General features: G+C 73.7%; 22 protein-coding genes. 15 read left to right on the top strand and 7 right to left on the bottom strand.

The genetic code is table 11. From position 1 onward, the window contains the following. Window positions 1-217: 217 nt before the first annotated feature. The 10 genes from BX283_RS12170 (at window position 218) to BX283_RS12125 (ending at window position 11503) form a co-directional block, all read left to right on the top strand. Window positions 218-2320, top strand: a complete 2103-nt coding sequence (locus tag BX283_RS12170; protein WP_101387637.1) for a tetratricopeptide repeat protein — start codon at window positions 218-220, stop codon at window positions 2318-2320. Between the two features lie 145 nt (window positions 2321-2465). Further along, complete coding sequence (gene ald, locus BX283_RS12165; RefSeq protein WP_101392294.1) at window positions 2466-3581, top strand: alanine dehydrogenase; 1116 nt, start codon at window positions 2466-2468, stop codon at window positions 3579-3581. Window positions 3582-3996: 415 nt separating this feature from the next. Further along, window positions 3997-5118: a ParA family protein gene (locus BX283_RS12160; RefSeq protein ID WP_067157312.1), complete on the top strand. Its 1122-nt coding sequence runs from the start codon at window positions 3997-3999 to the stop codon at window positions 5116-5118. After that, window positions 5103-5630 (top strand): hypothetical protein, encoded by a 528-nt coding sequence (locus BX283_RS12155; protein WP_101387636.1) that lies wholly within the window; start codon window positions 5103-5105, stop codon window positions 5628-5630. The genes BX283_RS12160 and BX283_RS12155 overlap by 16 nt, the downstream gene beginning before the upstream one ends. A gap of 74 nt (window positions 5631-5704) precedes the next feature. Continuing rightward, a complete protein-coding gene (locus tag BX283_RS12150; RefSeq protein ID WP_257582624.1) occupies window positions 5705-7003 on the top strand; it encodes a segregation/condensation protein A in 1299 nt (432 codons plus the stop codon). Next, on the top strand, window positions 7000-7629 hold the full coding sequence (gene scpB / locus BX283_RS12145; protein ID WP_101387634.1) for an SMC-Scp complex subunit ScpB: 630 nt from the start codon (window positions 7000-7002) through the stop codon (window positions 7627-7629). The genes BX283_RS12150 and scpB overlap by 4 nt, the downstream gene beginning before the upstream one ends. Then, entirely contained in the window at window positions 7542-8792 is a 1251-nt protein-coding gene (locus BX283_RS12140) for a pseudouridine synthase (RefSeq protein WP_101387633.1), read from the top strand. The genes scpB and BX283_RS12140 overlap by 88 nt, the downstream gene beginning before the upstream one ends. 175 nt (window positions 8793-8967) lie before the next feature. Beyond that, window positions 8968-9741 carry an adenylyltransferase/cytidyltransferase family protein gene (locus tag BX283_RS12135; RefSeq protein ID WP_101387632.1) on the top strand — a complete coding sequence of 258 codons (774 nt, stop codon included), beginning with the start codon at window positions 8968-8970 and terminating at the stop codon, window positions 9739-9741. Continuing rightward, window positions 9738-10481, top strand: a complete 744-nt coding sequence (locus tag BX283_RS12130) for an NUDIX domain-containing protein (RefSeq protein ID WP_101387631.1) — start codon at window positions 9738-9740, stop codon at window positions 10479-10481. Before BX283_RS12135 ends, BX283_RS12130 begins: the two co-directional genes overlap by 4 nt. Beyond that, entirely contained in the window at window positions 10478-11503 is a 1026-nt protein-coding gene (locus BX283_RS12125) for an ADP-ribosylglycohydrolase family protein (protein ID WP_101387630.1), read from the top strand. The genes BX283_RS12130 and BX283_RS12125 overlap by 4 nt, the downstream gene beginning before the upstream one ends. 4 nt (window positions 11504-11507) lie before the next feature. Here the strand turns inward: BX283_RS12125 and BX283_RS12120 are convergent, their stop codons facing one another. From BX283_RS12120 to BX283_RS12110, 3 genes are read right to left on the bottom strand one after another with little or no spacing between them, the layout of a single operon-like run. Then, window positions 11508-12200, bottom strand: a complete 693-nt coding sequence (locus tag BX283_RS12120) for a DNA polymerase beta superfamily protein (protein WP_101387629.1) — start codon at window positions 12198-12200, stop codon at window positions 11508-11510. Between the two features lie 17 nt (window positions 12201-12217). Then, the gene (locus BX283_RS12115; protein ID WP_101387628.1) at window positions 12218-12709 is read right to left on the bottom strand and encodes a Rieske (2Fe-2S) protein; all 492 of its coding nucleotides are present in this window, start codon (window positions 12707-12709) and stop codon (window positions 12218-12220) included. A 58-nt stretch (window positions 12710-12767) separates the two neighbouring features. Then, the gene (locus BX283_RS12110; RefSeq protein WP_101387627.1) at window positions 12768-13085 is read right to left on the bottom strand and encodes a DUF952 domain-containing protein; all 318 of its coding nucleotides are present in this window, start codon (window positions 13083-13085) and stop codon (window positions 12768-12770) included. Between the two features lie 114 nt (window positions 13086-13199). Between BX283_RS12110 and BX283_RS12105 the strand changes: the two genes are divergently transcribed. The 4 genes from BX283_RS12105 to der all read left to right on the top strand — a co-directional run bounded on the left by BX283_RS12105 (window position 13200) and on the right by der (window position 17316). Further along, a complete protein-coding gene (locus BX283_RS12105; protein WP_101387626.1) occupies window positions 13200-14285 on the top strand; it encodes a prephenate dehydrogenase in 1086 nt (361 codons plus the stop codon). A gap of 105 nt (window positions 14286-14390) precedes the next feature. Next, the gene (gene cmk / locus BX283_RS12100; RefSeq protein ID WP_101387625.1) at window positions 14391-15098 is read left to right on the top strand and encodes a (d)CMP kinase; all 708 of its coding nucleotides are present in this window, start codon (window positions 14391-14393) and stop codon (window positions 15096-15098) included. Continuing rightward, a complete protein-coding gene (locus BX283_RS12095; protein WP_373979163.1) occupies window positions 15056-15793 on the top strand; it encodes a lysophospholipid acyltransferase family protein in 738 nt (245 codons plus the stop codon). Before cmk ends, BX283_RS12095 begins: the two co-directional genes overlap by 43 nt. A 71-nt stretch (window positions 15794-15864) precedes the next feature. Next, entirely contained in the window at window positions 15865-17316 is a 1452-nt protein-coding gene (gene der, locus BX283_RS12090; RefSeq protein ID WP_101387624.1) for a ribosome biogenesis GTPase Der, read from the top strand. Window positions 17317-17358: 42 nt separating this feature from the next. On the opposite strand, the gene BX283_RS12085 is transcribed toward der, so the two are convergent. Together BX283_RS12085 and BX283_RS12080 are read right to left on the bottom strand one after the other, a co-directional pair. Continuing rightward, window positions 17359-17742, bottom strand: a complete 384-nt coding sequence (locus BX283_RS12085; RefSeq protein ID WP_306822799.1) for a hypothetical protein — start codon at window positions 17740-17742, stop codon at window positions 17359-17361. A gap of 552 nt (window positions 17743-18294) precedes the next feature. Beyond that, window positions 18295-19068: a hypothetical protein gene (locus BX283_RS12080; protein WP_101387622.1), complete on the bottom strand. Its 774-nt coding sequence runs from the start codon at window positions 19066-19068 to the stop codon at window positions 18295-18297. A 529-nt stretch (window positions 19069-19597) separates the two neighbouring features. On the opposite strand from BX283_RS12080, the gene BX283_RS12075 reads away from it, so the two are divergent. Continuing rightward, a complete protein-coding gene (locus tag BX283_RS12075; protein ID WP_101387621.1) occupies window positions 19598-20323 on the top strand; it encodes a transglycosylase family protein in 726 nt (241 codons plus the stop codon). A 70-nt stretch (window positions 20324-20393) separates the two neighbouring features. Here BX283_RS12075 and BX283_RS12070 read toward each other — a convergent pair whose 3' ends face one another. Further along, window positions 20394-21053 (bottom strand): ABC transporter ATP-binding protein, encoded by a 660-nt coding sequence (locus BX283_RS12070; protein WP_101387620.1) that lies wholly within the window; start codon window positions 21051-21053, stop codon window positions 20394-20396. A gap of 22 nt (window positions 21054-21075) precedes the next feature. Further along, complete coding sequence (locus BX283_RS12065; RefSeq protein WP_101392292.1) at window positions 21076-23544, bottom strand: ATP-binding cassette domain-containing protein; 2469 nt, start codon at window positions 23542-23544, stop codon at window positions 21076-21078. Window positions 23545-23546 lie beyond the last annotated feature (2 nt).

Here is a 23546-nt window from a genome sequence, read left to right as displayed (position 1 = left end):
ACCGCTCCCGGCGGTGAGCCGCGAACGGGTCGGTGCGCGGGGCGCGCCGACCCGTTCGGCGTACATACCGGTATGTCCGTCCGACGATCCGCTGATCCGATCGGGCGACCTGCCCGCCGCGCTCCGCCGGGCCGCTCACCCCGCGTGAACTACGCTCGGAACGCCCGTGCGGAGACCCGCCGGGCTCGGCTCGTGCGCAGCGGACGGAGCGTGGCCCGTGACGGATCAGGCGGTGGACGTGGGCGGCTCTGCCGCGGAGTGCGAGCCGGCCGCGCCGGATGCGAGCGGCCGTCAGTTCTTCGGCCGCCAGCGGGAGTTGAAGGAGCTGCGCGAGGACGTCGAGCGGGCCGGGCTCGACACCCTGTCCGGCCGCAAGTCGCCGCGCGCCCGGGTGCTGCTGATCGCCGGACGCCCCGGTTCCGGGCGGACCGCCCTCGCCGAGGAGCTGGTCCGGCAGCTCGCCGACGACTACCCCGACGGGGTACTCCGTGCCCGGCTGCGCGAACCCGGCGGCGCGACCGTCCCCGCCGAGCGGGTGGCCCGCGATCTGCTGGACGCGCTGGAGGTCCCGGTGCCGCCCGGCGGCGGTGAGGACGAGCTGACCCAGCTGGTGCGCGAGGCGCTCGACGGGCGGCGGGTCCTGCTGCTGCTCGACGACGCGGCCGGCGCCGAACAGGTCGACCCGCTGCTGCCGCGGAACGCCGACTGCCTGGTGGTGGCGACCGCCCGCGGACCGCTCACCGGCATCCCGGACGTCCGGCCCTGCACCCTCGGCGGCCTCGACCCCAAGGCGGCCGTGGAGTTCCTGGAGAGCTTCACCGGCGCGGTCCGGATCACGGTGGACCCGCGCACCGCCGAGAACCTGGTCGAGGAGTGCGCGGGGGCGCCCGCGGCCATCGCCCTGGTCGGCGGCTGGCTGGCCATCCGGCCCCAGGCGGCCGTCTCCGACGTGGCCAAGCGGCTGCACGCGCTGCCCGGGGACGGCTGGGTCCTGGGCGGCCAACTGCCCGTCGCCGAGCGCCCGTTGGCGCGCGCCTTCCGGCTGGTGTACGAGTCGCTGCCGGGGCCCAACGCCCGCCTCCTGCGGCTGCTCTCGCTCGCCCCGGCCGGGCTCGTGGACGCCCAGACCGCCTCGGCGCTCGCCGGGTGCTCGGTGTCGGCGGCCCAGAACACCCTGGAGGACTTCGTCGCGTACGGGCTGCTGAGGGTCGAGGGCGACCCTCAGGAGCGGCCCGCCCAGTACGCGGTGCCCGGCTGGCTGGCTCCGCTGTTGCACAGGCTCGCGGAGGCCGCCGACCGGCCCGGCGAGCTCCAGCTGGCCCGGGCCCGGATGCTGGAGCGGACCGTGCGGCTGCTCCAGTCCTGCCGGGCGGTCACCGAGCCCGACGGCTCCGCGGCCCGCAAGAAGCTCGCCGGGCTGCCGCGCGCCCTGCGCTTCCCCAACGAGCGGCTGGCCGCCGCCTGGCTGGCCACCCGGCGGCCCGCGCTGCTGGCGGCCGCCCGGCTCGCGGTCGAGGACGGCGAGCTGGACACGCTGGCCCGACGGCTGGTCGCGGCCCTGGTGCGGGCGCTGGCCGCCCACCGGGGCACTGAAGCGGCCGCACCCGATCTCTATGGTCTGCACCAGCTGGTTCTCGACGTCGCCGAGCGGCGCGAGCTGCCCCGGGAGAAGGCCGCGGCCCTGCTCAATCTGGGTGATCTGGACGCGGAGGCCGGGCGCACCGCCGACGCGCTCGTCCGCTACCGGGCGGCCCTGGACGCGGGCCGGGCCGCGAACGACCCGTACGCGACGGGCCGCGCGATGGAATCCGTAGGCGGCGCCCACCAGGAGCTGGGCGACTGGACGCGGGCCGCCGACTGGTACGGGCGGGCCCTGGCCCAGCGCCTGGCGCGCGGCGAGCTGGAGGACGAGGCACGGCTGTACGGGCGCATCGGCGCGGTGCTCACCTACGCGGGCCGCTACGGGGAGGCGCTCCGCAGTTGGCGCGCCGCGGTGGCCGGATACCGCCGTCTGGGCGATCTGCCGAGCCAGGCGCGGGCGCTGAGCGAGGCGGCCCGGGTGCAGGAGTACGCCGGGCGGCCCGAGGAGTCGCTGCGCACCTGCCGCGAGGCGGTGGAGTGGGCGAGGCAGGCCGGTGATCTGCGTCTCCAGGCCGCGCTCCAGCTGCGCCTCGCGGACACCCTCGACCGACTGGGAGACCCGGCCGGGGCCAGGCTGCACCGGGGCGCGGCCGGGCGACTCCTGGAGCCCGGTGAAGGAACAGGGGAGGAGGGAGGGGCTCCGGCCTACGAAATCCGTAGTGCTTCGGCCAAAGATTAGTTGTTTGTAAGGGTAGACAGCGGGAAAACCTTCATTAGACTGGCTCCGCCGCACCTTCTTGCGGTGTCTCCCGGTGCGCCTTGGTGCATCCGGGTATGTATGGATTGCACCCCCCTTATCCCCTGAGCCAAGGACCGTGATCGACGTGAAGGTCGGCATCCCCCGCGAGGTCAAGAACAACGAGTTCCGGGTGGCCATCACCCCCGCCGGCGTGCACGAGCTGGTGCGCAACGGCCACCAGGTCGTCATCGAGCAGAACGCCGGTGTCGGCTCGTCGATCACGGACGCCGAGTACGTGGCCGCCGGCGCCGAGATCCTGGGCACGGCCGACGAGGTGTGGGCCTCCGCCGACCTGCTGCTGAAGGTCAAGGAGCCCATCGCCGAGGAGTACCACCGCCTCCGCAAGGACCAGACGCTCTTCACCTACCTGCACCTCGCCGCGTCCCGCGAGTGCACGGACGCCCTCCTGGAGTCCGGCACCACCGCCATCGCGTACGAGACGGTGGAGACCGCGAACCGCGCGCTGCCGCTGCTCGCCCCGATGTCCGAGGTCGCGGGCCGGCTGGCCCCGCAGGTCGGCGCGTACCACCTGATGCGCTCGGTCGGCGGCCGCGGCGTGCTGCCCGGCGGCGTCCCCGGCACCCACGCCGGTGAGTGCGTCGTCATCGGCGGCGGCGTCTCCGGCTGGAACGCCGTGCAGATCGCCGTCGGCATGGGCTTCCACGTGACCCTGCTCGACCGCGACATCAACAAGCTCCGCGAGGCCGACAAGATCTTCGGCACGAAGATCAAGACGATCGTCTCCAACGCCTACGAGCTGGAGAAGGCCGTCGTCGAGGCCGACCTCGTCATCGGCGCCGTCCTGATCCCGGGCGCCAAGGCCCCGAAGCTGGTCACCAACGAGCTCGTCGCCAAGATGAAGCCCGGAAGTGTCCTTGTCGACATCGCGATCGACCAGGGCGGCTGCTTCGAGGACTCGCGTCCCACCACCCACGCCGAGCCGACCTTCATGGTCCACGACTCGGTCTTCTACTGCGTCGCCAACATGCCGGGCGCGGTGCCCAACACCTCCACCTACGCCCTGACCAACGCCACGCTGCCCTACATCGTGTCGCTGGCGAACAACGGCTGGGCCGAGGCGCTGCGCCGCGACCCGGCGCTCGCCCTGGGCCTCAACACCCATGACGGCCAGGTCGTTTACGGCCCGGTCGCCGAGGCCCACGGCCTGGAGACCGTCGAGCTGAGCACGCTCCTCGGCTGATCCGACACGCCGTGACGACCCTCTGACGAAACGGTTCGTCAACGTACGTCGTCAACCTCGCGCACCCGGCCGGACCTTGTCGCCCAAGGTCCGGCCGGATGTGTATCGCGACACTTCCGCCGGAGTGCGGCAGGCTCGCTCAACTCGCCTCGAACGTAACTCTTTAACCGTTTCGCGCACCCCTGAAACTCGCGCTCTGATGCCCGTACGCCCTTGACAGAGCGGTGTTCGGTTGCCGACACATCCGGCCGGGTCCGGCGGATTGTGTTGCTGCGGACCGGTGACACGCCATAGAGTCGCCAACCGTCGGCATGGTGCCACGCTGACCTATCGATAAAGTTTCCTGGTCACTTCCAAGGAGGTAAGACGACTTGTGAATGAGTCGACATTTACTCCCGGAGGTGGTCAACCAGGGATGCCCGCACGGGGCCATGGCCCTTCGGGGCCTGCTGAGGCTGTCGGCTCCGTCGCGGTCCAAGCCTTCGCAACCACCCCGCACATGACGACAGCCCCACGGATGATGGACGGCCTACACGTGAACGCCATGGCCGGCAACGAGAGTGGCCGGGACACCGCTGCTTTCGCCGACTTTGAGGAAGTGCCCCAGGGGCACTTCTACGACCCCGACGCCGAGTACGAGCCCGACCCCGAGTACGCGGCCACCCTCGCCCCCGACGCCGCACGCCAGCGCCGCGAGCGGATCGGCCCCACCGGACGGCCGCTGCCGTACTTCCCGATCCCGGGTCCGCTGACCGACCACGGTCCCGCGAAGATCATCGCGATGTGCAACCAGAAGGGCGGCGTCGGCAAGACCACGTCGACCATCAACCTGGGTGCCGCGCTCGCGGAGTACGGACGCCGGGTGCTGCTCGTCGACTTCGACCCGCAGGGCGCCCTCTCGGTGGGCCTGGGTGTGAACCCGATGGAGCTCGACCTGACGGTCTACAACCTGCTCATGGAGCGGGGCATGTCGGCCGACGAGGTGCTGCTCAAGACCGCGGTTCCCAACATGGACCTGCTGCCGAGCAACATCGACCTCTCGGCCGCCGAGGTGCAGTTGGTGAGCGAGGTGGCCCGGGAGTCCACGCTCCAGCGCGCCCTGAAGCCGCTGATGGCCGACTACGACTACATCGTGATCGACTGTCAGCCCTCGCTCGGCCTGCTCACCGTCAACGCCCTGACGGCGGCTCACAAGGTGATCGTGCCGCTGGAGTGCGAGTTCTTCGCGCTGCGCGGTGTGGCCCTGCTGACCGAGACGATCGAGAAGGTCCAGGAGCGGCTCAACCCCGACCTGGAGCTCGACGGCATCCTCGCGACCATGTACGACTCGCGCACGGTGCACAGCCGCGAGGTCCTGGCCCGTGTGGTCGAGGCCTTCGACGACCACGTCTACCACACGGTCATCGGCCGTACGGTGCGCTTCCCGGAGACCACGGTCGCCGGTGAGCCGATCACGACGTACGCGTCCAACTCCGTCGGCGCCGCCGCCTACCGCCAGCTCGCCAGGGAGGTGCTCGCCCGGTGTCACGCCGAGTGAGTCTGCCCGGGGCCGACGAACTGTTCCGTACGACCGGAGGAATGGCACTCCAGTCCTCCACCCCGAGGCGGACCAACGGCGAGGCGAAGGTGCCCGGACCGGCGGGCGAGAGCGACCCGGCGGCGGAGGAGTCCGCGGCGCGGGCCGAGCACTCGGCCGCGGAGGAGGACCCGGCGTCGGGCGAGCCGCGCAGCCGCGCGGCGTCGGGCGAGGCCGCCAAGGGGGCCCGTCCGGGCGCTCCGGCCGCCTCCAGCACCGCGCAGCAGCGGCGCCGGGCCCGGGCGGCCAACCGGCGGCCCAGCGGCCGTGAGCGCCACGACGAGAAGATCACGGTGTACGTCTCCGCGGAGGAGCTCATGGACCTGGAGCACGCGCGCCTGGTCCTGCGCGGGGAGCACGGGCTGGCCGTCGACCGCGGGCGGATCGTCCGCGAGGCGGTCGCCGTCGTCCTCGCCGACCTGGAGTCGCGGGGCGACGCGAGCATTCTCGTACGGCGTCTGCGGGGGCGGTAGCCGCTAGCCTGCGCCGTGCGGCCGCGTGCCGCCGCGCCCCTGTACCGCCCGCTCCGTACTCCCTGGACCGCCTCTTGCCCACCGCCGACGACCCGAACGTTCCCGCTGCGCGGGGGGCTCGCCGTGCGCTCGGGCGGGGGCCGGGGGTGGTCTCCCCCACCCCGCCCCTTCCCGAAAGCCCTGGGCGGGCGGCCGGGGGAGTGGCGGAGGAGGTTCTCCCGGAGGCCGCGTCCCCGGCCCCCCAGGCGGGGCCTGCGGCCCCTGCGCCCCGCTCCCGGGGCTCCGCTCCTCAAACGCCGGAGGGGCTGGATTCCCCCGCCCCCGCCGCTGTGGGCAGTCGTGCCGCTGGGGCGGCACGGGTGGGCACAGCGGCACCCCCGCCCCGCCGGGCTGCGCAACCTCCTGAGCCCGAGCCCGCCCCCGAGGAGGCCCGTGACCTCTCGCCGGCGGCCGCGGGCCGTCCCGGGCCGGTCGCGCAGTTCCCCGCGCCCCTGGAGGTGCGGCCCGAGGCGGACGTGTCGGCGCCCGAGCCCGTGGCGCAGGAGGTGCGGCCCGAGGCCGATGCCCCCGCCCCCGGCGACGGGCGCTTCACCGTTCGGCTCGCCAACTTCGAAGGGCCCTTCGACCTTCTCCTCCAGCTCATCTCCAAGCACAAGATGGACGTGACCGAGGTCGCGCTGTCCAAGGTCACCGATGAGTTCATGGCGCACATCCGGGCCATGGGGGCCGACTGGGACCTCGACCAGACCACCGAGTTCCTCGTCGTCGCCGCCACCCTGCTCGACCTCAAGGCGGCCCGGCTGCTGCCCGCCGCCGAGGTCGAGGACGAGGCCGATCTGGCGCTGCTGGAGGCGCGGGACCTGCTGTTCGCGCGGCTGCTCCAGTACCGCGCGTACAAGCAGATCGCGGACATCTTCAGCGAGCGGCTCGACAGCGAGGCGCGCCGCCACCCCCGTACCGTCGGACTTGAGGCGCACCACGCCGAGCTGCTGCCCGAGGTCGTCATCAGCATCGGCGCCGACGGGTTCGCCAAGCTGGCCGTGAAGGCCATGCAGCCGAGGGCCAAGCCCCAGGTGTACGTCGATCACATCCACGCCCCGCTCGTCTCCGTACGGGAGCAGGCCGCCGTGGTCGTGGCGATGCTGCGCGAGAGGGGGGAGGCGAGTTTCCGGGAGCTCACCTCCGGCGTGGACGACACCCTCACCGTCGTCGCCCGCTTCCTCGCCCTCCTGGAGCTCTACCGGGAGAAGGCCGTCGTCCTCGACCAGGACGAGGCGCTCGGGGAGCTCATGGTGCGCTGGAGCGGTGCCGACGGGGACCTGCCCGCCGTCACGGACGAGTTCGACCAAGTTGTGGAGGTGGAGACGGCGTGACCGAGGAATCCGAGGGACTCGCGCTCAAGCCCGCCCTTGAGGCCGTTCTCATGGTGGTCGACGAGCCCGCGACCGAGGAGCACCTGGCGAAGGTGCTGGAGCGGCCCCGCAGGGCCGTGGCGGACGCCCTGCGCGAGCTGGCGGACGAGTACACCGTCCAGGGCCGCGGATTCGAGCTGAGGCTCGTGGCGGGCGGCTGGCGGTTCTACAGCCGGGCCGAGTACGCCCCGGCCGTCGAGGGCTTCGTCCTGGACGGGCAGCAGGCCCGGCTCACCCAGGCGGCCCTGGAGACCCTGGCGGTCGTCGCGTACCGCCAGCCGGTGAGCCGGTCCCGGGTCTCCGCGGTGCGCGGAGTGAACTGCGACGGGGTCATGCGGACCCTGCTCCAGAGGGGTCTGGTCGACGAGGCGGGCACGGAACCCGAAACAGGTGCGATCCTGTACAGGACGACGAACTACTTTCTGGAGCGGATGGGCCTGCGCGGCCTGGACGAGCTCCCGGAGCTCGCGCCCTTCCTCCCCGAGGCGGACGCGATCGAATCCGAGACGCTGGAAGGTCTGCCGTCGTTCGATCCGGACGCGCTGGACGCCCCGGAAACCCACGCAGACGACAAGACGGAAATTTGATGCGAAGCAGCGGCAACAACAGCAGCGGAAACAACGGCGGGAGCCGTGGTGGCAACAGCGGCGGCCGCGGCAGCAGCGGCGGTGGCGGCCGGGGCGGCGCCGGCCGCGGCGGTGCCGGCGGCGGCCGGGACGGCCAGCGCCAGGGCGGCGGCCCGCGCCAGAGCGGCAGCGGCAAGCAGCGCCCGCCGCGCCCCGAGGAGCGCACCTACGACGTGGGCGGCGACGCCCCCCGCAGCGGACGCGGCTCCTCCGCGCGCGGTGGCGCCAAGGGCGGCCCCAAGGCGCCCCAGGGCGGCACCCCGGTCCGCCGCGGCCCGCACGGGCAGCGCCTGGGCCAGTCCCGTCCGCGCGAGCTCGACGCGAAGATCGAGCAGCGCAACCGCGACCGGTACGCGGACAAGCCGGACATCAAGCTCCCCAAGACCTTCCCGGGCGCCGAGCAGGAGGGCGAGCGGCTGCAGAAGGTGCTCGCCCGCGCCGGCATGGGCTCGCGCCGCGCCTGCGAGGAGCTGATCGAGCAGGCCCGGGTCGAGGTCAACGGCGAGATCGTCCTTGAGCAGGGCAAGCGCGTCGACCCGGAGAAGGACGAGATCAAGGTGGACGGTCTGACCGTCGCCACCCAGTCGTACCTGTTCTTCGCGCTGAACAAGCCCGCCGGCGTCGTCTCCACCATGGAGGACCCGGACGGCCGCCAGTGCCTCGGCGACTACGTGACCAACCGCGAGACGCGGCTCTTCCACGTCGGCCGTCTCGACACCGAGACCGAGGGCATCATCCTGCTCACCAACCACGGCGAGCTGGCCCACCGTCTGACCCACCCCAAGTACGGCGTGAAGAAGACCTATCTGGCCGCCATCACGGGCCCGCTGCCGCGCGAGATCGGCAAGCGGCTCAAGGAGGGCATCCAGCTGGAGGACGGCTACGCGCGCGCGGACGCCTTCCGGGTCGTCCAGCAGACCGGCAAGAACTACCTGGTGGAGATCGAGCTCCACGAGGGCCGCAAGCACATCGTGCGCCGCATGATGGCCGAGGCCGGCTTCCCGGTCGAGAAGCTCGTCCGGGTCTCCTTCGGCCCGATCGCGCTCGGCGACCAGAAGTCCGGCTGGCTGCGCCGCCTCACCAACACCGAGGTGGGCATGCTGATGCGCGAGGTCGGCCTGTAGCCGCCCTGACTTCCGGTACGAAGCCCGGCCCCCGACCGACGGGGGCCGGGCTTCGTGCTGTGCGCGCGTGTCCGGCGTATATGCCGTACGCCCCCGTTGTGCGCGCCCCCTCCGCGCCTTTATAGTCATCATGACTATTAAAAAGCGACGGTGCGACGGGGAGGGGGCGAGGGCGATGAAGCGGTACGGACACGGTCTGGTGATCGGTACGTTCTGCCCGCCGCACGCCGGCCACCACCACCTCGTACGGACCGCCGAGGACCGCTGCGAGGCGCTGACCGTGCTGGTGTGCACGGCGGCCGGGGAACTCGTGGCGGCCCGGACGCGGGCGCGCTGGATGGCCGAGGTCCATCCGCGCGTCCGCGTCGTCCGGTCGGTCCGCTCGGCGCGCGCCACCGGGCGGGTGGACGCGGTCTTCACGTCCGAGCGGCACGGGGACCGGCTCGCCCGGCCCTTCGGCGCCGAGCACGTCTGCGTCGACCCCGAGCGCACCCTCTTCCCGGTCTCCGCGGCCGCCGTCCGCAAGGACCCGGTCGGGTGCTGGGACTTCCTGGAGCAGCCCGTACGGGCCTGGCTCACCCGCCGGGTCGCGGTGCTCGGCGCCGACCCGGCCGCCACGACCCTGGCCCGCTCGCTGGCCGAGCGCTACCAGCGGCGCGGCGGGGTCTGGGCGGGCACCCGGTGGGTGCCCCGGTGCGATGCGGCGCGGGAGGAGCAGGCGGCGCGCACGGGGGCGCCGGTGCTGTTCTGCGCCGCGGGGACCGCCCGCGCCGAGCGGCACCTGTGGCTGCTCGCGGGCCCGCAGGACGGCGGGTTGCCCGGCCACGGCCGCAAGGTCGTCCTGCGGGGCGCGGGGCCCGCCGCGCGGCTGGGCGCCGCCGTCGACGCGGTCGACACGTTCCTGGGCGAGAGCTGGGGCCTGGACGGTCTGGGCGCGGGGCGCTGGTGAGCGCGAGCCCGGCCCGGCGGCCGGAGGGCTACGACCCGTACGCCTTCGAGCCGTTCGCGGTCACCGTCGACCTCGCGGTCTGCACGGTCCGCGACGGCACTCTGCACGTCCTGCTGATCCGGCGCGGCGAGGAGCCGTACAAGGGCGAGTGGGCGCTGCCGGGCGGGTTCGTGCTGCCCCGGGAGAGCGCGGGGCAGGCGGCGCGGCGCGAGCTGGCCGAGGAGACGGGACTGGCGGACGACGTGGTCGCGGGCCTGCACCTGGAGCAGCTGCGCACCTACAGCGACCCCGACCGCGACCCCCGGATGCGGGTGGTCTCGGTCGCGTACACCGCGCTCGTACCGGATCTGCCGGAGCCGCACGGCGGCGGCGACGCGGCGCACGCGCAGTGGGTGCCGTTCGGCGCGTACGGGAGCCTCGCCTTCGACCACGAGCGGATCGTGGCCGACGCCCGCGACCGGATCGGCGCCAAGCTCGAATACACCTGTCTGGCCACGGCGTTCTGCCCGCCCGAGTTCACCCTCGGCGAGCTCCAGCAGGTCTACGAGACGGTCTGGGGGACCGCGCTGGACCGCCCCAACTTCCGACGCAAGGTGCTCGCCACGCCCGGCTTCGTCGAGCCGGTGGCGGGCGCCGCGCGTCTGACCGGCGGCCGGGGCAAGCCGGCCGCGCTGTACCGGGCGGGCGTGGCGACCGCGCTGCACCCCCCGCTCCTGCGGCCGGAAGGACGACCCTCATGACCACACGAGTGAACAGCCGGGCGAAGCAGGCGGCGACCGGCTCGCTGATCGGACTCGCGCTCGGGGACGCGCTGGGCTTCCCGACCGAGTTCATCGGCGTGCCCGCGATCCTGGCCAAGTGCGGGCCCTGGCGCGAGATGCGGCTGCCGACGCCCGCGATCGTCACCGACGACACCCAGATGACCCTGGCGGTCGGCCACGGCATACGGGCCGCCATGGACCGGGGCCTGCTCGGCCCGCGCCGCCTGGAGGGGCCGGTCCGCGAGGGGTTCGTGCGCTGGTACCACTCACCCGAGAACAACCGCGCCCCCGGCCGCACCTGCATGGTCGCCTGCGGCCTGCTGGACACAGACCTGCGCTGGCAGCAGGCGAGCCAGCTCGGCTCCAAGGGCTGCGGCGCCAACATGCGGGTGGCTCCGGTGGGCCTCGCGCCCGGTCTGAGCGAGGAGCAGCGGGCGGGCGCGGCCCAGCTCCAGTCGGCCCTCACCCACGGCCACCCCACGGCCCTGACGGCCAGCGACCTGACGGCCCGCGCGGTCTTCCTGCTGGCCCAGGGCGCGGACCCGGTGGGTCTGGTCGGCCAGCTGCGCTCGTACGCGTACGAGAACCGCACCCGCTACCACGACCGCTGGCTGGGCGACCTGTGGACCTACGCCCACGACGAGACGCCCGCCGCCTTCATGGCGCGCGGCTGGGACGAGTGCCTGGACGCCCTGGACCGCGTCCTCAAGGCCCTGCACAGCCCGTCCCCGGAGACCGACCCGTGCCTGGAGACGGGCGACGGCTGGGTTGCCGAGGAGGCCCTGGCCACGGCCCTGGTCTGCTTCCTGCTGTTCCCGGACGAGCCCCTGACGGCCCTGCGCCGGGCAGCCTGCACCAAGGGCGACTCCGACTCCATCGCCTGCCTCACCGGCGCATTCGCGGGCGCCCACCTCGGGGTCGCGGCCTGGCCGAAGGAATGGGCGGAGCGCATCGAGTACCGCAGCGAACTGCTGACGCTCGGGGCGCTCTGGGATGCGTGATCCCCTACGGGTGCGCGGGGAGCGCTGAGGCGCGGCGGACCCGGAACAGGAAGTCCGCCACGCGGGCGTGGTCCGGCTCCTCGGGGAGCGGGCTGCCGGTGAGGGCTTCCGCGGACTCCTCCGCAAGCCGGGTCATCCAGGACTCCACCTCCGGCCAGGGGACCTCGCCGCGCTTGACCGCCAGGAGGCGTTCGCGGGCGGATCCCACCTCGATGGTGAGGGCGCCGGTGCGTACGAGATCGCGGCAGCTCGTCATCAGGCGCACCAGGTGCATCGCGTGCTTCCAGCGCGGGGCGCCGTGCCGGCGTACGTCCGCCTCCAGCTTCTTGCGCTGGCTCAGCGCGTAACCGGTGAAGGTGGCGTGGGCGCGGCGGGAGAGGAACGCGTCGCGCAGGGCCAGGAGCTCCCGGCCGGTGTCGTCCACCCGCTCCACGAGCGGGGAGTGCAGGCACTCCAGGATGTTGGGGTTGGCGCGCAGGGCCAGTTCGCAGAAGCGTTCCAGCTCCCAGCCGAACTGCTCCTCGGCCGGGCCCTCGATGTGCGTCGGCGGCTTCTCGAAGCGCCAGAAGAGGGCCGTCGGGGCCACGTAGACGCCCCGGCGGTCCGTGTCGCTGGCGTCGGTGGCGAGCCCGAAGGCGCGCGAGCCCATCACACAGGAGTAGACGGTGTGGTCGCGGATGAGCTGCTCGGGCGTCATCCGCCGATTGTCGCTGGTCAGGCCAGGTGGATCGAGCCGTTTTCGACCGTGATCCGCTCGGCCGGGAGCGGGCGGGGCGCCGGGCCCGCCGCGACCGAGGCGTCGGCCACGCGGTACTTGCTGCCGTGGCAGGGGCAGTTGATCGTCCCGTCGGCGACGTCCTTGACCGTGCAGCCCTGGTGGGTGCAGATCGCCGAGAACGCCTTGAAGGTGCCCTTCTCGGGCTGGGTGACCACGACCTTCTTGGCCGCGAAGACCTTGCCGCCGCCTACCGGGATGTCCGACGTCTTCGCCAGCACGTCGCCCGGCGCGGGCGCGGAGGACTTCGTCGGCGCGGCGGACTTCGTCGGGGTGTTCGGGGCGAACGCGACCGGGGGAGAGGTCTCGCCGGGGCCAGGCGTGCCGCTCGTACCGCTGCTCTTCTTGTCGTCGCTGCTGCCGCAGCCCGCCAGCGCGGCCGTGCCCGCGGCGACCGCGAGGACCGCGCGGCGGGAGGTGGGAGTCGTCATGGGCAGCATCCTGGTGCACCCCCGCGGCGAATCCCGTGACGCGCGCGTGCCGTACGCCTTATGGCCCAACCCACCCCCCGTCCTCCCGGCGCAGCTCCGCCACCTCCACCACGGCCTCCCGCTCGATCGGCCCGTAGACGTGCGGGAACGCCTGCCCCTTCCCCTCCCGGCGGACCTCGGCAGACAGCCCGGCCTCGTCGATGCCCAGCAGCAGGAGCGGGGCCGGAGCGTCGGCGTAGTGGACGTTCGCGACCGCCAGGGCGGACGCGCGGTCGGCCGAGCAGTGGACGAAGCCCTCGGAGGCGAGCGACGCCGGGGCGTACGGGCCGGAGCCGGCCGCCGTCCACTCCGGTCCTGGCACCACATGGAAGATCATTCCTCCGTTCTACCGGTAGCTCCGTGCCCGTGCGCGCACCGGGCTGACTAGGCTGAACGGGCAAGCCCGTACGTCCGCCCCGGCGCAGCCGCCGCACTTCGCAAGGATCACCCCGTGAGGACCGCACTCGTCATCGGTACCGGCCTGATCGGTACGTCCGCCGCGCTGGCCCTCGCCGCCCGCGGCGTCGCCGTCCACCTCGTGGACCACGACCCGGGCCAGGCCCGCACCGCGGCCGCGCTCGGCGCCGGGACCGACGAGGCGCCCGAGGGCCGGGTGGACCTGGTGATCGTCGCCGTGCCGCCCGCCCATGTCGCCGCCACCCTGGCCGACGCGATCCGCTCGGACGCGGCCCGCGCCTACATCGACGTGGCCAGCGTCAAGGGCGGTCCGCGCCGCGAGCTGGAGGCGCTGGGCTGCGACCTCACCGCGTACATCGGCACGCACCCGATGTCCGGCAAGGAGCGCTCGGGCCCGCTCGCCGCCACCGCCGACCTCTTCGAGGGCCGCCCCTGGGTGCTCACCCCGACCCGGGACACCGACACCGAGGTGCTCAACCTCGCCCTGGAGCTGGTCGCGCTCTGCCGCGCGGTGCCCGTGGTGATGGACGCGGACGCCCACGACCGCGCGGTGGCCCTCGTCTCGCACACCCCGCAGCTGGTGTCGTCCATGGTCGCCGCCCGGCTCGAAGAGGCCGACGAGACGGCGGTACGGCTGTGCGGGCAGGGCATCCGGGACGTCACCCGGATCGCCGCCTCCGACCCCCGGATGTGGATCGAGATCCTCTCCGCCAACCCCGGCCCGGTCGCGGACGTGCTGGCCGCGGTCGCCTCCGACCTGGACGAGACCGTACGGGCGCTGCGCTCCCTGGAGTCCTCGGACGAGCAGAAGCGGCGCGGCGGCGCGGCCGGCGTCGAGGACGTGCTGCGGCGCGGCAACGCGGGCCGCGAGCGCGTCCCCGGCAAGCACGGCGCCGCCCCCACGGCGTACGAGGTCGTCGCGGTGCTCATCAGCGACCAGCCCGGCGAGCTGGCCCGGATCTTCGCGGACGCGGGCCGCGCCGGGGTCAACGTCGAGGACGTGCGCATCGAGCACGCGACCGGCCAGCAGGCGGGTCTGGTCCAGCTGATGGTCGAGCCGGCCGCGGCCCCGGGCCTGACCGCGTCCCTGCGCGAGCGCGGCTGGGCGATCCGGCAGTGAGCCCGGGCCCGGCGGCGCCGGGCGGGGATCTGGGCGCACGTATGAGCCAGTAACCTTGTACGGGGGCGGATGCCTGCCCGCCCACCCCGTCCCCGTACCAGGAAGGTGTCCGTCACCGTGGAAAGCGCCGCCCGGACCGCCCCGGCAGCTGTGATCGTCGCCATCGACGGTCCTTCCGGCACCGGCAAGTCCAGCACCTCCAAGGCGGTCGCCGCCAAGCTGGGGCTGAGCTATCTGGACACCGGCGCCCAGTACCGGGCGATCACCTGGTGGATGATCACCAACGAGATCGACATCGACGACCCGGCGGCGATCGCCACCGCGGCCGCCAAGCCGGTCATCGTCTCGGGCACCGACCCGAGTGCGCCGACCATCACGGTGGACGGCCTCGACGCGTCCGGACCGATCCGTACGCAGGAGGTCACCGCCAAGGTCAGCGCGGTCAGCGCCGTCCCGGAGGTGCGGGCGCTCATCACCCAGCTCCAGCGCGACACGGCGGCCGCCGCCCCGGCCGGGATCGTGGTCGAGGGCCGGGACATCGGCACGACCGTGCTGCCCGATGCCGACCTGAAGGTGTTCCTCACCGCCTCCCCGGAGGCGCGGGCCGCGCGCCGCAGCGGCGAGCTCAAGGGCGTGGACGTCGCCACCACGCGGGAGGCCCTGCTGAAGCGGGACGCGGCCGACTCCGGCCGCAAGACGTCCCCGCTGGCCAAGGCGGACGACGCCGTCGAGGTGGACACCACCGAGCTCACCCTCGACCAGGTCATCGAGTGCGTGGTCACGCTCATCGAGGAGAAGCGGGCCGCCAAGTGACAGCCCTCCCGTCACCCGGCCACCGCCCCTCATCGAGGCGCTTCGCGCCGCATCTGCCTGTCACGGAGCGCGGCGCCGAGGTCGGGCGCCGGATCGGCGTCGGGCTGATGTACGGGCTGTGGAAGCCCAGAGTGCTCGGGGCCTGGCGGGTACCGGCCAGCGGCCCGGCCATCCTGGCCGTCAACCACGCGCACAACATCGACGGGCCGATGCTGATGGGGACCGCGCCGAGGCCGGTGCACTTCCTCATCAAGAAGGAGGCCTTCATCGGGCCGCTCGACCCGTTCCTGCGCGGGATCGGCCAGGTGAAGGTGGACCGGTCGACCGTCGACCGGACCGCGATCGACCAGGCGATCGGGGTGCTGGACGACGGCGGTGTGCTGGGGATCTTCCCCGAGGGCACCCGGGGCGACGGCGACTTCGCGTCGCTGCGCGCCGGGCTCGCCTACTTCGCCCTGCGGTCGGGGGCGCCGATCGTCCCCGTGGCGGTGCTGGGAAGCACCGAGCGCAGGGGACGGTTGATAAAGGCGCTGCCGCCCCTGCGCAGCCGGGTCGACGTCGTCTTCGGCGACGCCTTCCAGGCCGGGGACGGCAGCGGCAGGCGGACCCGTACGGCGCTGGACGAGGCGACCGTACGGATCCAGGAGCGGCTCACCGGCCACCTGGAAAACGCCAGGCGCCTCACCGGGCGCTGAGCGAGACTTGAGACTTGAGTAGTGGACCGGACGCCCGGTCCATCGATGACGTAGAACGAGGAACGGACTTCATGAACGACCAGCACGACCACGGAGCGCTTGGCGACGCCGAGTACGCGGAGTTCATGGAGCTCGCCGCGGAAGAGGGCTTCGACATCGAGGACGTCGAGGGCGCGATCGAGGAGGCGGGCCACGGCCCGCTGCCCGTCCTCGCCGTCGTCGGCCGCCCGAACGTCGGCAAGTCGACCCTGGTGAACCGCATCATCGGCCGCCGCGAGGCGGTCGTCGAGGACAAGCCGGGCGTCACCCGCGACCGCGTCACCTACGAGGCGGAGTGGGCCGGCCGTCGGTTCAAGGTCGTCGACACCGGCGGCTGGGAGCAGGACGTGCTCGGCATCGACGCGTCCGTCGCCGCCCAGGCGGAGTACGCGATCGAGGCCGCCGACGCCTGTGTCTTCGTCGTGGACGCCAAGGTCGGCGCCACCGACACCGACGAGGCCGTCGTCAAGCTGCTGCGCCGGGCCGGCAAGCCCGTCGTGCTGTGCGCCAACAAGGTGGACGGCCAGTCGGGCGAGGCGGACGCCGCCGCGCTGTGGTCCCTCGGCCTCGGTATGCCGCACCCCGTCTCCTCGCTGCACGGCCGCGGCACCGGCGACATGCTGGACGCCGTTCTGGAGGCGCTGCCCGAGGCGCCCGCGCAGACCTTCGGCGGCGCGGCCCCCGGCGGCCCCCGCCGTATCGCGCTCATCGGCCGCCCGAACGTCGGCAAGTCCTCGCTCCTGAACAAGGTGGCGAAGGAGGACCGCGTCGTCGTCAACGAGCTGGCCGGCACCACCCGCGACCCGGTCGACGAGCTGATCGAGCTCGGCGGTGTGACCTGGAAGTTCATCGACACCGCGGGCATCCGCAAGCGGGTCCACCTCCAGCAGGGCGCCGACTACTACGCCTCGCTGCGCACGGCCGCCGCCGTGGAGAAGGCCGAGGTGGCGGTGATCCTGATCGACGCGACCGAGAACATCAGCGTCCAGGACCAGCGCATCATCACCATGGCCGTCGAGTCGGGCCGTGCCATCGTCATCGCGTACAACAAGTGGGACGACCTCGACGAGGAGCGCCGCTACTACCTGGAGCGCGAGATCGAGACCGAGATGCAGCAGGTGGCCTGGGCCCCGCGCGTCAACGTCTCGGCGCTGACCGGCCGCCACATGGAGAAGCTGGTCCCGGCCATCGAGAACGCGCTGGCGGGCTGGGAGACGCGCGTCCCGACCGGTCGGCTCAACGCCTTCCTCGGTGAGATCGTCGCCGCCCACCCGCACCCGATCCGCGGCGGCAAGCAGCCGCGCATCCTGTTCGGTACGCAGGCGGGCACCAAGCCGCCGCGGTTCGTGCTGTTCGCCTCGGGCTTCCTGGAGCACGGCTACCGGCGCTTCGTCGAGCGCCGGCTGCGCGAGGAGTTCGGCTTCGAGGGCACCCCGATCCACATCTCGGTGCGGGTGCGCGAGAAGCGCAGCAAGAAGAAGTAACCCCTTGTGAGGTAACCCCTCGGGGGTCGGGGCCCTACGGCCTCACAGGCCCCTGCGGGGGGCGGGCGGCAGTGCTGCCGGGATCTGCTGGAGCCCGGTGTGCTGCCGCCCTGTCGTGTGCCCGGTGCCGCCGGCCGTCCCGCTGAGCTGCCAGGGCGCACCGCTGTGCGCGGGGTACGGCTGGAAGCTCGGCACGGTCTGCGGGTGCGGCGCCTGCGCGTGTGCCGGCTGGGAGTGGTGCTGGTGGGCGCCGCGGAAGCCGAGGGATCCGGCGTGCCCCAGGGCCGCGAAGCCCCGGAAGCCGAGGTCGTCCTCGTTGCTCCGGTCGCCCGGCAGGGCCCGGAAGGACCGGCGGTACTCCGAGTACAGCGCGTCGTAGATCGGCGTGGCCGAGTGGCCGCCCGAGAGGTCCTGCGCGGGTCGCATGGAGGGGATCTGCGACTGGTACGGCTGGCGGGAGGGCTCGTATGCGTGCACGTATGTGCCAACGACCCCGAGGGCTCTCGGATGCGGGCTGGCGGCAGATATCACGGGTCACCGGATGCACGAGGTGATCGGGGCGTACGCGGGGCGCTCACGCGAGGCCGGACGCGAGGGCGGGTCTTCCGGGGGGGTGTGAGCCAGCCGGGCGGCCGCTCGGCCGGGGGGCTGGGGCTACGCCCCTAAACCCTCGTTCGTCTGCGGATCGTGGTGGGTTGCTCGCGCAGTTCCCCGCGCCCCTTAGATGCCGCTGCGCGGCAATCCCCTGGGCGGCCCGGAGGGGCGCTTTTAGGGGCGCGGGGAACTGCGCGACCAGTTGGGGACGGCCTGCAGACGAAGGCCGGGCCGAAAAGGGGCGCGGGGAACTGCGCGACCAGCCCCCACCGGGCCGCAGACGAAAACGGGGTCCGGGCTGCGGGGCCGGGGCTGCCTGGCTGACCGGAGGCCCGCCGGGCCGTCGGCTCGGCGGGGCCCTGACCGGCCGCGGGGGCCGTCAGGTCAGGTGCCCGCCAGCGGCATCGCGGCCGACACCAGCGTGCCGTCCGACGCCGCCTTCTCCAGGGCGTCGCGCAGCAGGTCCTCGCGGGGCTGCTGGCCGATGGAGCCGACCGGGGCCGCGAAGACCAGGACGCGCTGGGTGCGGTTGGCCGCCGCGCGCCAGCCCTCGGTCACCTGGAGCGGCTGGTGCGCCTGCCACCAGGAGACCGGGCTGCCGCTGCCGCCGGTGCCGGGCTGGAGGATCGCGTGCAGCTGGCCCATGGCGAGCAGCACCGACCAGCCGGAGAGCACCGAGGGCATCCGGCCGACGTCGGTGACCGGGACGAAGCCCTGCTCGATCAGGAGCGGCAGGAACTCGTCCGTGGTGCCGCCCGAGCCGGGGCGGGCGATCGGGGCGGTCGGCTCCACGACGAGCGCCGGGTGCAGCGCGCCCTCGATCAGGATGAGGCCGCTGGTGATCCCCAGGACGGCCTGCTGGGGCGCGGCGCCCCCGAACTCGTCGCCGGTGATGGAACGGACGGCCCCCTGGAGCTGTTCCTCGGAGACCTGGACGACCTGGGAGGGGATGCAGGAGGCGTGGGCGAAGGCGAGGACCGCGGTCTCCTCGCCGACGAAGAGCACGGTGCTGGTGGCCTCGTGCTCGGAGTCGCCCGGAGTGCGGCAGGAGGTGCAGTCGTAGCTGCCCGGGGCGTTCTCGCCGGCGAGCAGCCGGTCGGCTTCTTCGTCGCCGATCTCGGCGCGGACGTCCTCGCTGACGTCGAGCATGCGCGGCACGGGTGGCTCCTACTGGATGCGTGCGCCGGGTGGTTCCCGGCTCCTGAAAGGACAACGGTGGATCTGTGGCAGGGGTCACGCCCCAGGACGAACGGAATCGAACCACCGGACGCGGAGGGTGAGTACGCCTCCGGAATCCCTCACTCCATGTCAACAGGTGGCGGCGGCACGGAAGTTGACCCGGTGAGGTGGGTCACAGATCGGGTGAGTGGCAGGTCGACAAATCCTGATATCCATCAAACAAATGGGTGTCCTGAAATTGCCGTTACCAAAGGTAACAGTCAACTGGCCTGGAATGACAAGGCATTGGTTGATACCAGGCCGATCCGCTCCCTAGATTCCAACGCCGTGTGCACCTAGCACCGCCCGGGCAGCCCGCCCCGTACGGCCGTACGACAGCTACGACTCGTACGACCGCACCACAGGCAAACGCACGACCCCGGCGGGCGGGGCGGCACGGAACGGGACGCCGGACGCGTCGACGGGCCGTGCCGTCTGGGAGTACCGGGTCCTTCGGAAGAGGGACTTCATGTCTGGTTGTACCAGTCGTTCCAGCTCCAAGCGCGGGCGCGGCACGCTGGCGGCGATCGGCGCCGCCGTGGTCGCGGCGCCGCTGGCGCTGCTCGCCGTCTCCGCCGGCCCGGCGGGCGCGGCGGACGGTGCGGTGTGGGACCGCATCGCGCAGTGCGAGAGCGGAGGAAACTGGCACATCAACACCGGCAACGGCTATTACGGCGGGCTCCAGTTCTCCGCCGGGTCCTGGCGGGCGCACGGCGGCGGGGCGTACGCGTCCACGGCCGACCGGGCCAGCCGGGCCCAGCAGATAGCCGTCGCCACCCGGCTCCAGCGGGCGCAGGGCTGGGGCGCGTGGCCCGTCTGCGCCGCCAGGGCGGGGGCGTACGGGGAGGCGCCGTCGGCACCGAAGCCGTCGACGCACAAGGCCAAGCCCAAGACCGCGCACAAGTCGGAGCCCAAGCGCGAGGCCCGCGACGCCGGTACGCACAAGGCCGGAACAGGCCAGGCGGGGTCCGGCCGGGTCGAGGCGAAGGCCGCACCGGCGAAGGCGCCCGAGCGGCCCTCCCTCCGGAGCGACCGGGACTCGCGCGGCGGCGACTACACCGTGCGCGAGGGGGACACGCTGTCCGCCATCGCCCAGGCGCACGGCACGACCTGGGAGGCGCTGTACGCGGCCAACAAGGCCGTCATCGGCGGCGATCCGGATCTGATCATGCCCGGCGAGCGGCTCGCCCTCTAGGACGCACGGTCACAGCCCCGCCCGGTCGGCCGACCGGGCGGGGCCTCGCCGCTCTTCCGGGAGCGACCGCTCACTGAGGGGGCAGGCCTTCGAGCTCCGCGCTCTCGCCGCTGAAGACCACGTTCCCCCGCCGCAGCCGGTGCACGATCGCCGGTCGGCCGGGCGGCAGCCGCTGCTCCGCGACCACCACGGCCCGCTCCCGCGCGAGACCGGCCAGCAGGTCGTAGGTGCGCTCGGCCACTTCCGGGGCCATGCCCTGGGTCGGCTCGTCGAGCAGGACGAGGCGGGCGCCGCCGACCAGCGCGCGCGACACCGCGAGCATCCGCTGCTCGCCGCCCGACAGGGTGCCCGCCCGCCGGGGCAGGAGCGGGCGCAGCGCCGGGTAGCCGTCGAGCGCGACCGTGAAGTCACCGCCCGGCGCGGCGAGTTCGAGGTTCTCGGCGACGGTCAGCCCGGCGTGCACGGCTCGTACGTCCGGGACCAGGCACAGGCCGCGCCGCGCACGCTGGTGCACGGGCAGCCCGGTGACGTCGGCGCCGCGCCACACCACCCGCCCGGCCGTCAGCGCCACTGTCCCGGCCAGCGCGCGCAGCACGCTCGTGCGGCCGGAGCCGTTGCGGCCGAGCAGGACGGTGAGGGCGCGGGCGGGTACGGCCAGGTCGACCCCGTGCAGCGCCTCCAGCGGGCCGTACCGCACCCGGGCGCGCCGCAGTTCGATCTCGACGGCCATCACGCACGCCCCCCTTCCGGCCTCATCCGATCCGTCCCGCCCGCATCACATGGACCGTGTCCGCGATGTCCGCGACCAGGTCGAGGTCGTGCTCGACGACGAGTACGGCCATGCCGTCGGCGGCCAGCGCCCGCAGCACCCGGGCCAGTTCCCCGGCCTCGGCGGTGTCGAGTCCGGCGGCCGGCTCGTCGAGCAGGAGCGTGTGCGGGCGGCCCGCCAGCGCCCGGCCGAGCTCGACGCGGCGCAGGGTGCCGGTGGGCAGTCCGGCGGCGGGCAGCCGCCGCACCCCGCCCGCGAGCCCCATCAGCCGCAGCGCCTGCTCGACCGCCGCCGGGTCGCGCACCCGGCCCTGCTCGGCCCCGATCCGTACGTTCTCCTCCACCGTCAGCGAGTCGAACACCGCGATCCGCTGGAAGGTCCGCGCGATGCCGAGCCGGGTACGGGCGTGGGCCGGGCGGCGGGTGATGTCTGCCCCGCCGAAGGCGACCCGCCCGGCGTCGGGGCGCAGGGTGCCGCACAGGCAGTGGAACAGCGTGGTCTTCCCGGCGCCGTTGCCCCCGATCAGCGCGGTGACCCGGCCCGGCGGCACGGCCAGGTCGACGCCCGCGAGGACGGTGTACGAGCCGTACGCGAGCCGCACCCCGCGCGCGGCGAGTTCGGGGGCCGCCGCCGGGGCCGGGCCCGCCGGGAGCGCGTACACCTTCCGTGCCGTGGCCGGGGGCGGCTTCGGGGGTCTGCGCCACCGGGAGAGCAGCTCGTGGGCCTGCGGGAAGCGGCCGACGAGCAGGGCGAGCAGACCGATGGCGGCGGCCGCGACGCCGCCCCGGGTGCCCGCGTCCAGGCCGACCAGGAGGGCGGCCGCGGCCGGGGCGCCCAGCAGGTTGTCCGCGCCGAGCACCACCACCGCGGCGAACCAGAGCAGCCCGCGCACCGGGTCGTACGCGCCCGGGTCGAAGGTGCGCAGCCCCATCGAGAGCAGCCCGCCGCCGAGCGCGGCGAGGGCTGCGCCGACGACGAACGCGACGACCTTGAGCGCGGGGACGGGCACGCCCGCGGCCTGGGCGCCCTCCTCGTGGTCGCGCATCGCCGCCAGGGCGCGTCCGGTCCGGCCCCGGCGCAGGGCCGCCACGGTGAGCAACGCGCAGGCCAGCAGGGCGAGTTCGACGGCGTAGTACGCGCGGTCGTCGCCCAGGCCCGCCGGGCGGGTCAGGGTCAGGCCCGAGGTCGCGTACGGCTGGGCGAAGACGAAACGGCTGGTGGCGACGGAGACCGCGAGGGTGGCCAGGGCGAGCGCCAGGCCGTGGCGGCGGATCGCGGGCCGGCCCGTCAGCAGGCCCAGCGGGGCGACCAGGAGCACCGCGAGGAGCAGGGCGAGCAGCTCCGGCACCGACTGCGAGAGCCAGCCGGTGAACAGGGCGCCAAGGCCCGCGTACGCGGTCTGGCCCAGGGAGATCTGGCCGCCCCGGCCGCTCACCACGACCAGCGAGAGCAGCACGATCGCCAGCGCCGGGATCTGCACCGAGGTGTGCAGATCGGAGCCCGCGAAGCCCAGCGGCAGCAGGAACAGGACGCCCGCCACCAGCCAGGCGGCGGGCGGTATCCGCACCGCGGCGACCGTCGTCCGCGACAGTGTGTCCCGCGTCCCCGCCCCCGGCAGCACCAGCGCCGCCACCAGCAGCGCCACCACGAACAGGTTCGCCCCCACGGCCTGGACCAGCGGTTCGGCGCGCCCGGACGGATGGAGCCGGGTCAACTGCGCCTGCGCCACCCCGATCAGCAGCGCGGCGACGACCGCGACCACCACACTGCGCATCCTGGCGACCACCGCGACCGCGATGACCTCGACGACGAGCAGCGGCAGGCCGTACGGGTCGAGGCGCACATAGGGCGCGAGCAGCACACCCGTCAGACCGGCCGTGAAGGCGCCGAACGCCCAGCCGACCGACGCCACCCGGTCGGTGTCGATGCCGCCGAGCGCGGCCAGTTCGCGGTTGTCGACGACCGCCCGCACCTCGCCGCCGAACCTCGTCCACCGGGTCACCGTGACCACCAGCGCGGCGAGGGCGGCCACCACGGCCAGTTGGCCCCAGGGCTCGCCGGTCACCAGGGCCGGGGCGTCGGCCCGCGCGCCCGGGCCCCAGATCAGCGCGGCGCCGCCGACGAGCAGCACGAACACACCGATCGAGGCGACCAGGGTGCGGGCCGGGTCGTTGCCCTGGACGGACAGCGGGCGGAAGACCAGCACGTCGAGCAGCACGCCCAGGCCCGGGGCGGCCACCAGCAGGGTGAGGGCGGCGGCCGGGGCGAGCGGCCAGTGCCACTCGACCACGAGCTGGCGCAGCAGATAGGCGCAGACCATGGCGATCGCGCCGTGCGCCAGGTTGAGCACGCCGGTGGCCCGGTAGGTGACGACCAGGCCCATGCCGGTGAGGGCCGCGGCGCTGCCGACCGTGAGTCCCGCGAGGGTCAGGTCGTACGTCAGGGACGCCACGG

Source organism: Streptomyces sp. TLI_146, from assembly GCF_002846415.1.
In the GTDB taxonomy this organism is placed as follows: Bacteria; Actinomycetota; Actinomycetes; order Streptomycetales; family Streptomycetaceae; genus Streptomyces.
The sequence above is the reverse complement of the archived record's forward strand: the minus strand, read 5'-3'. Positions and strand labels throughout refer to the sequence as shown.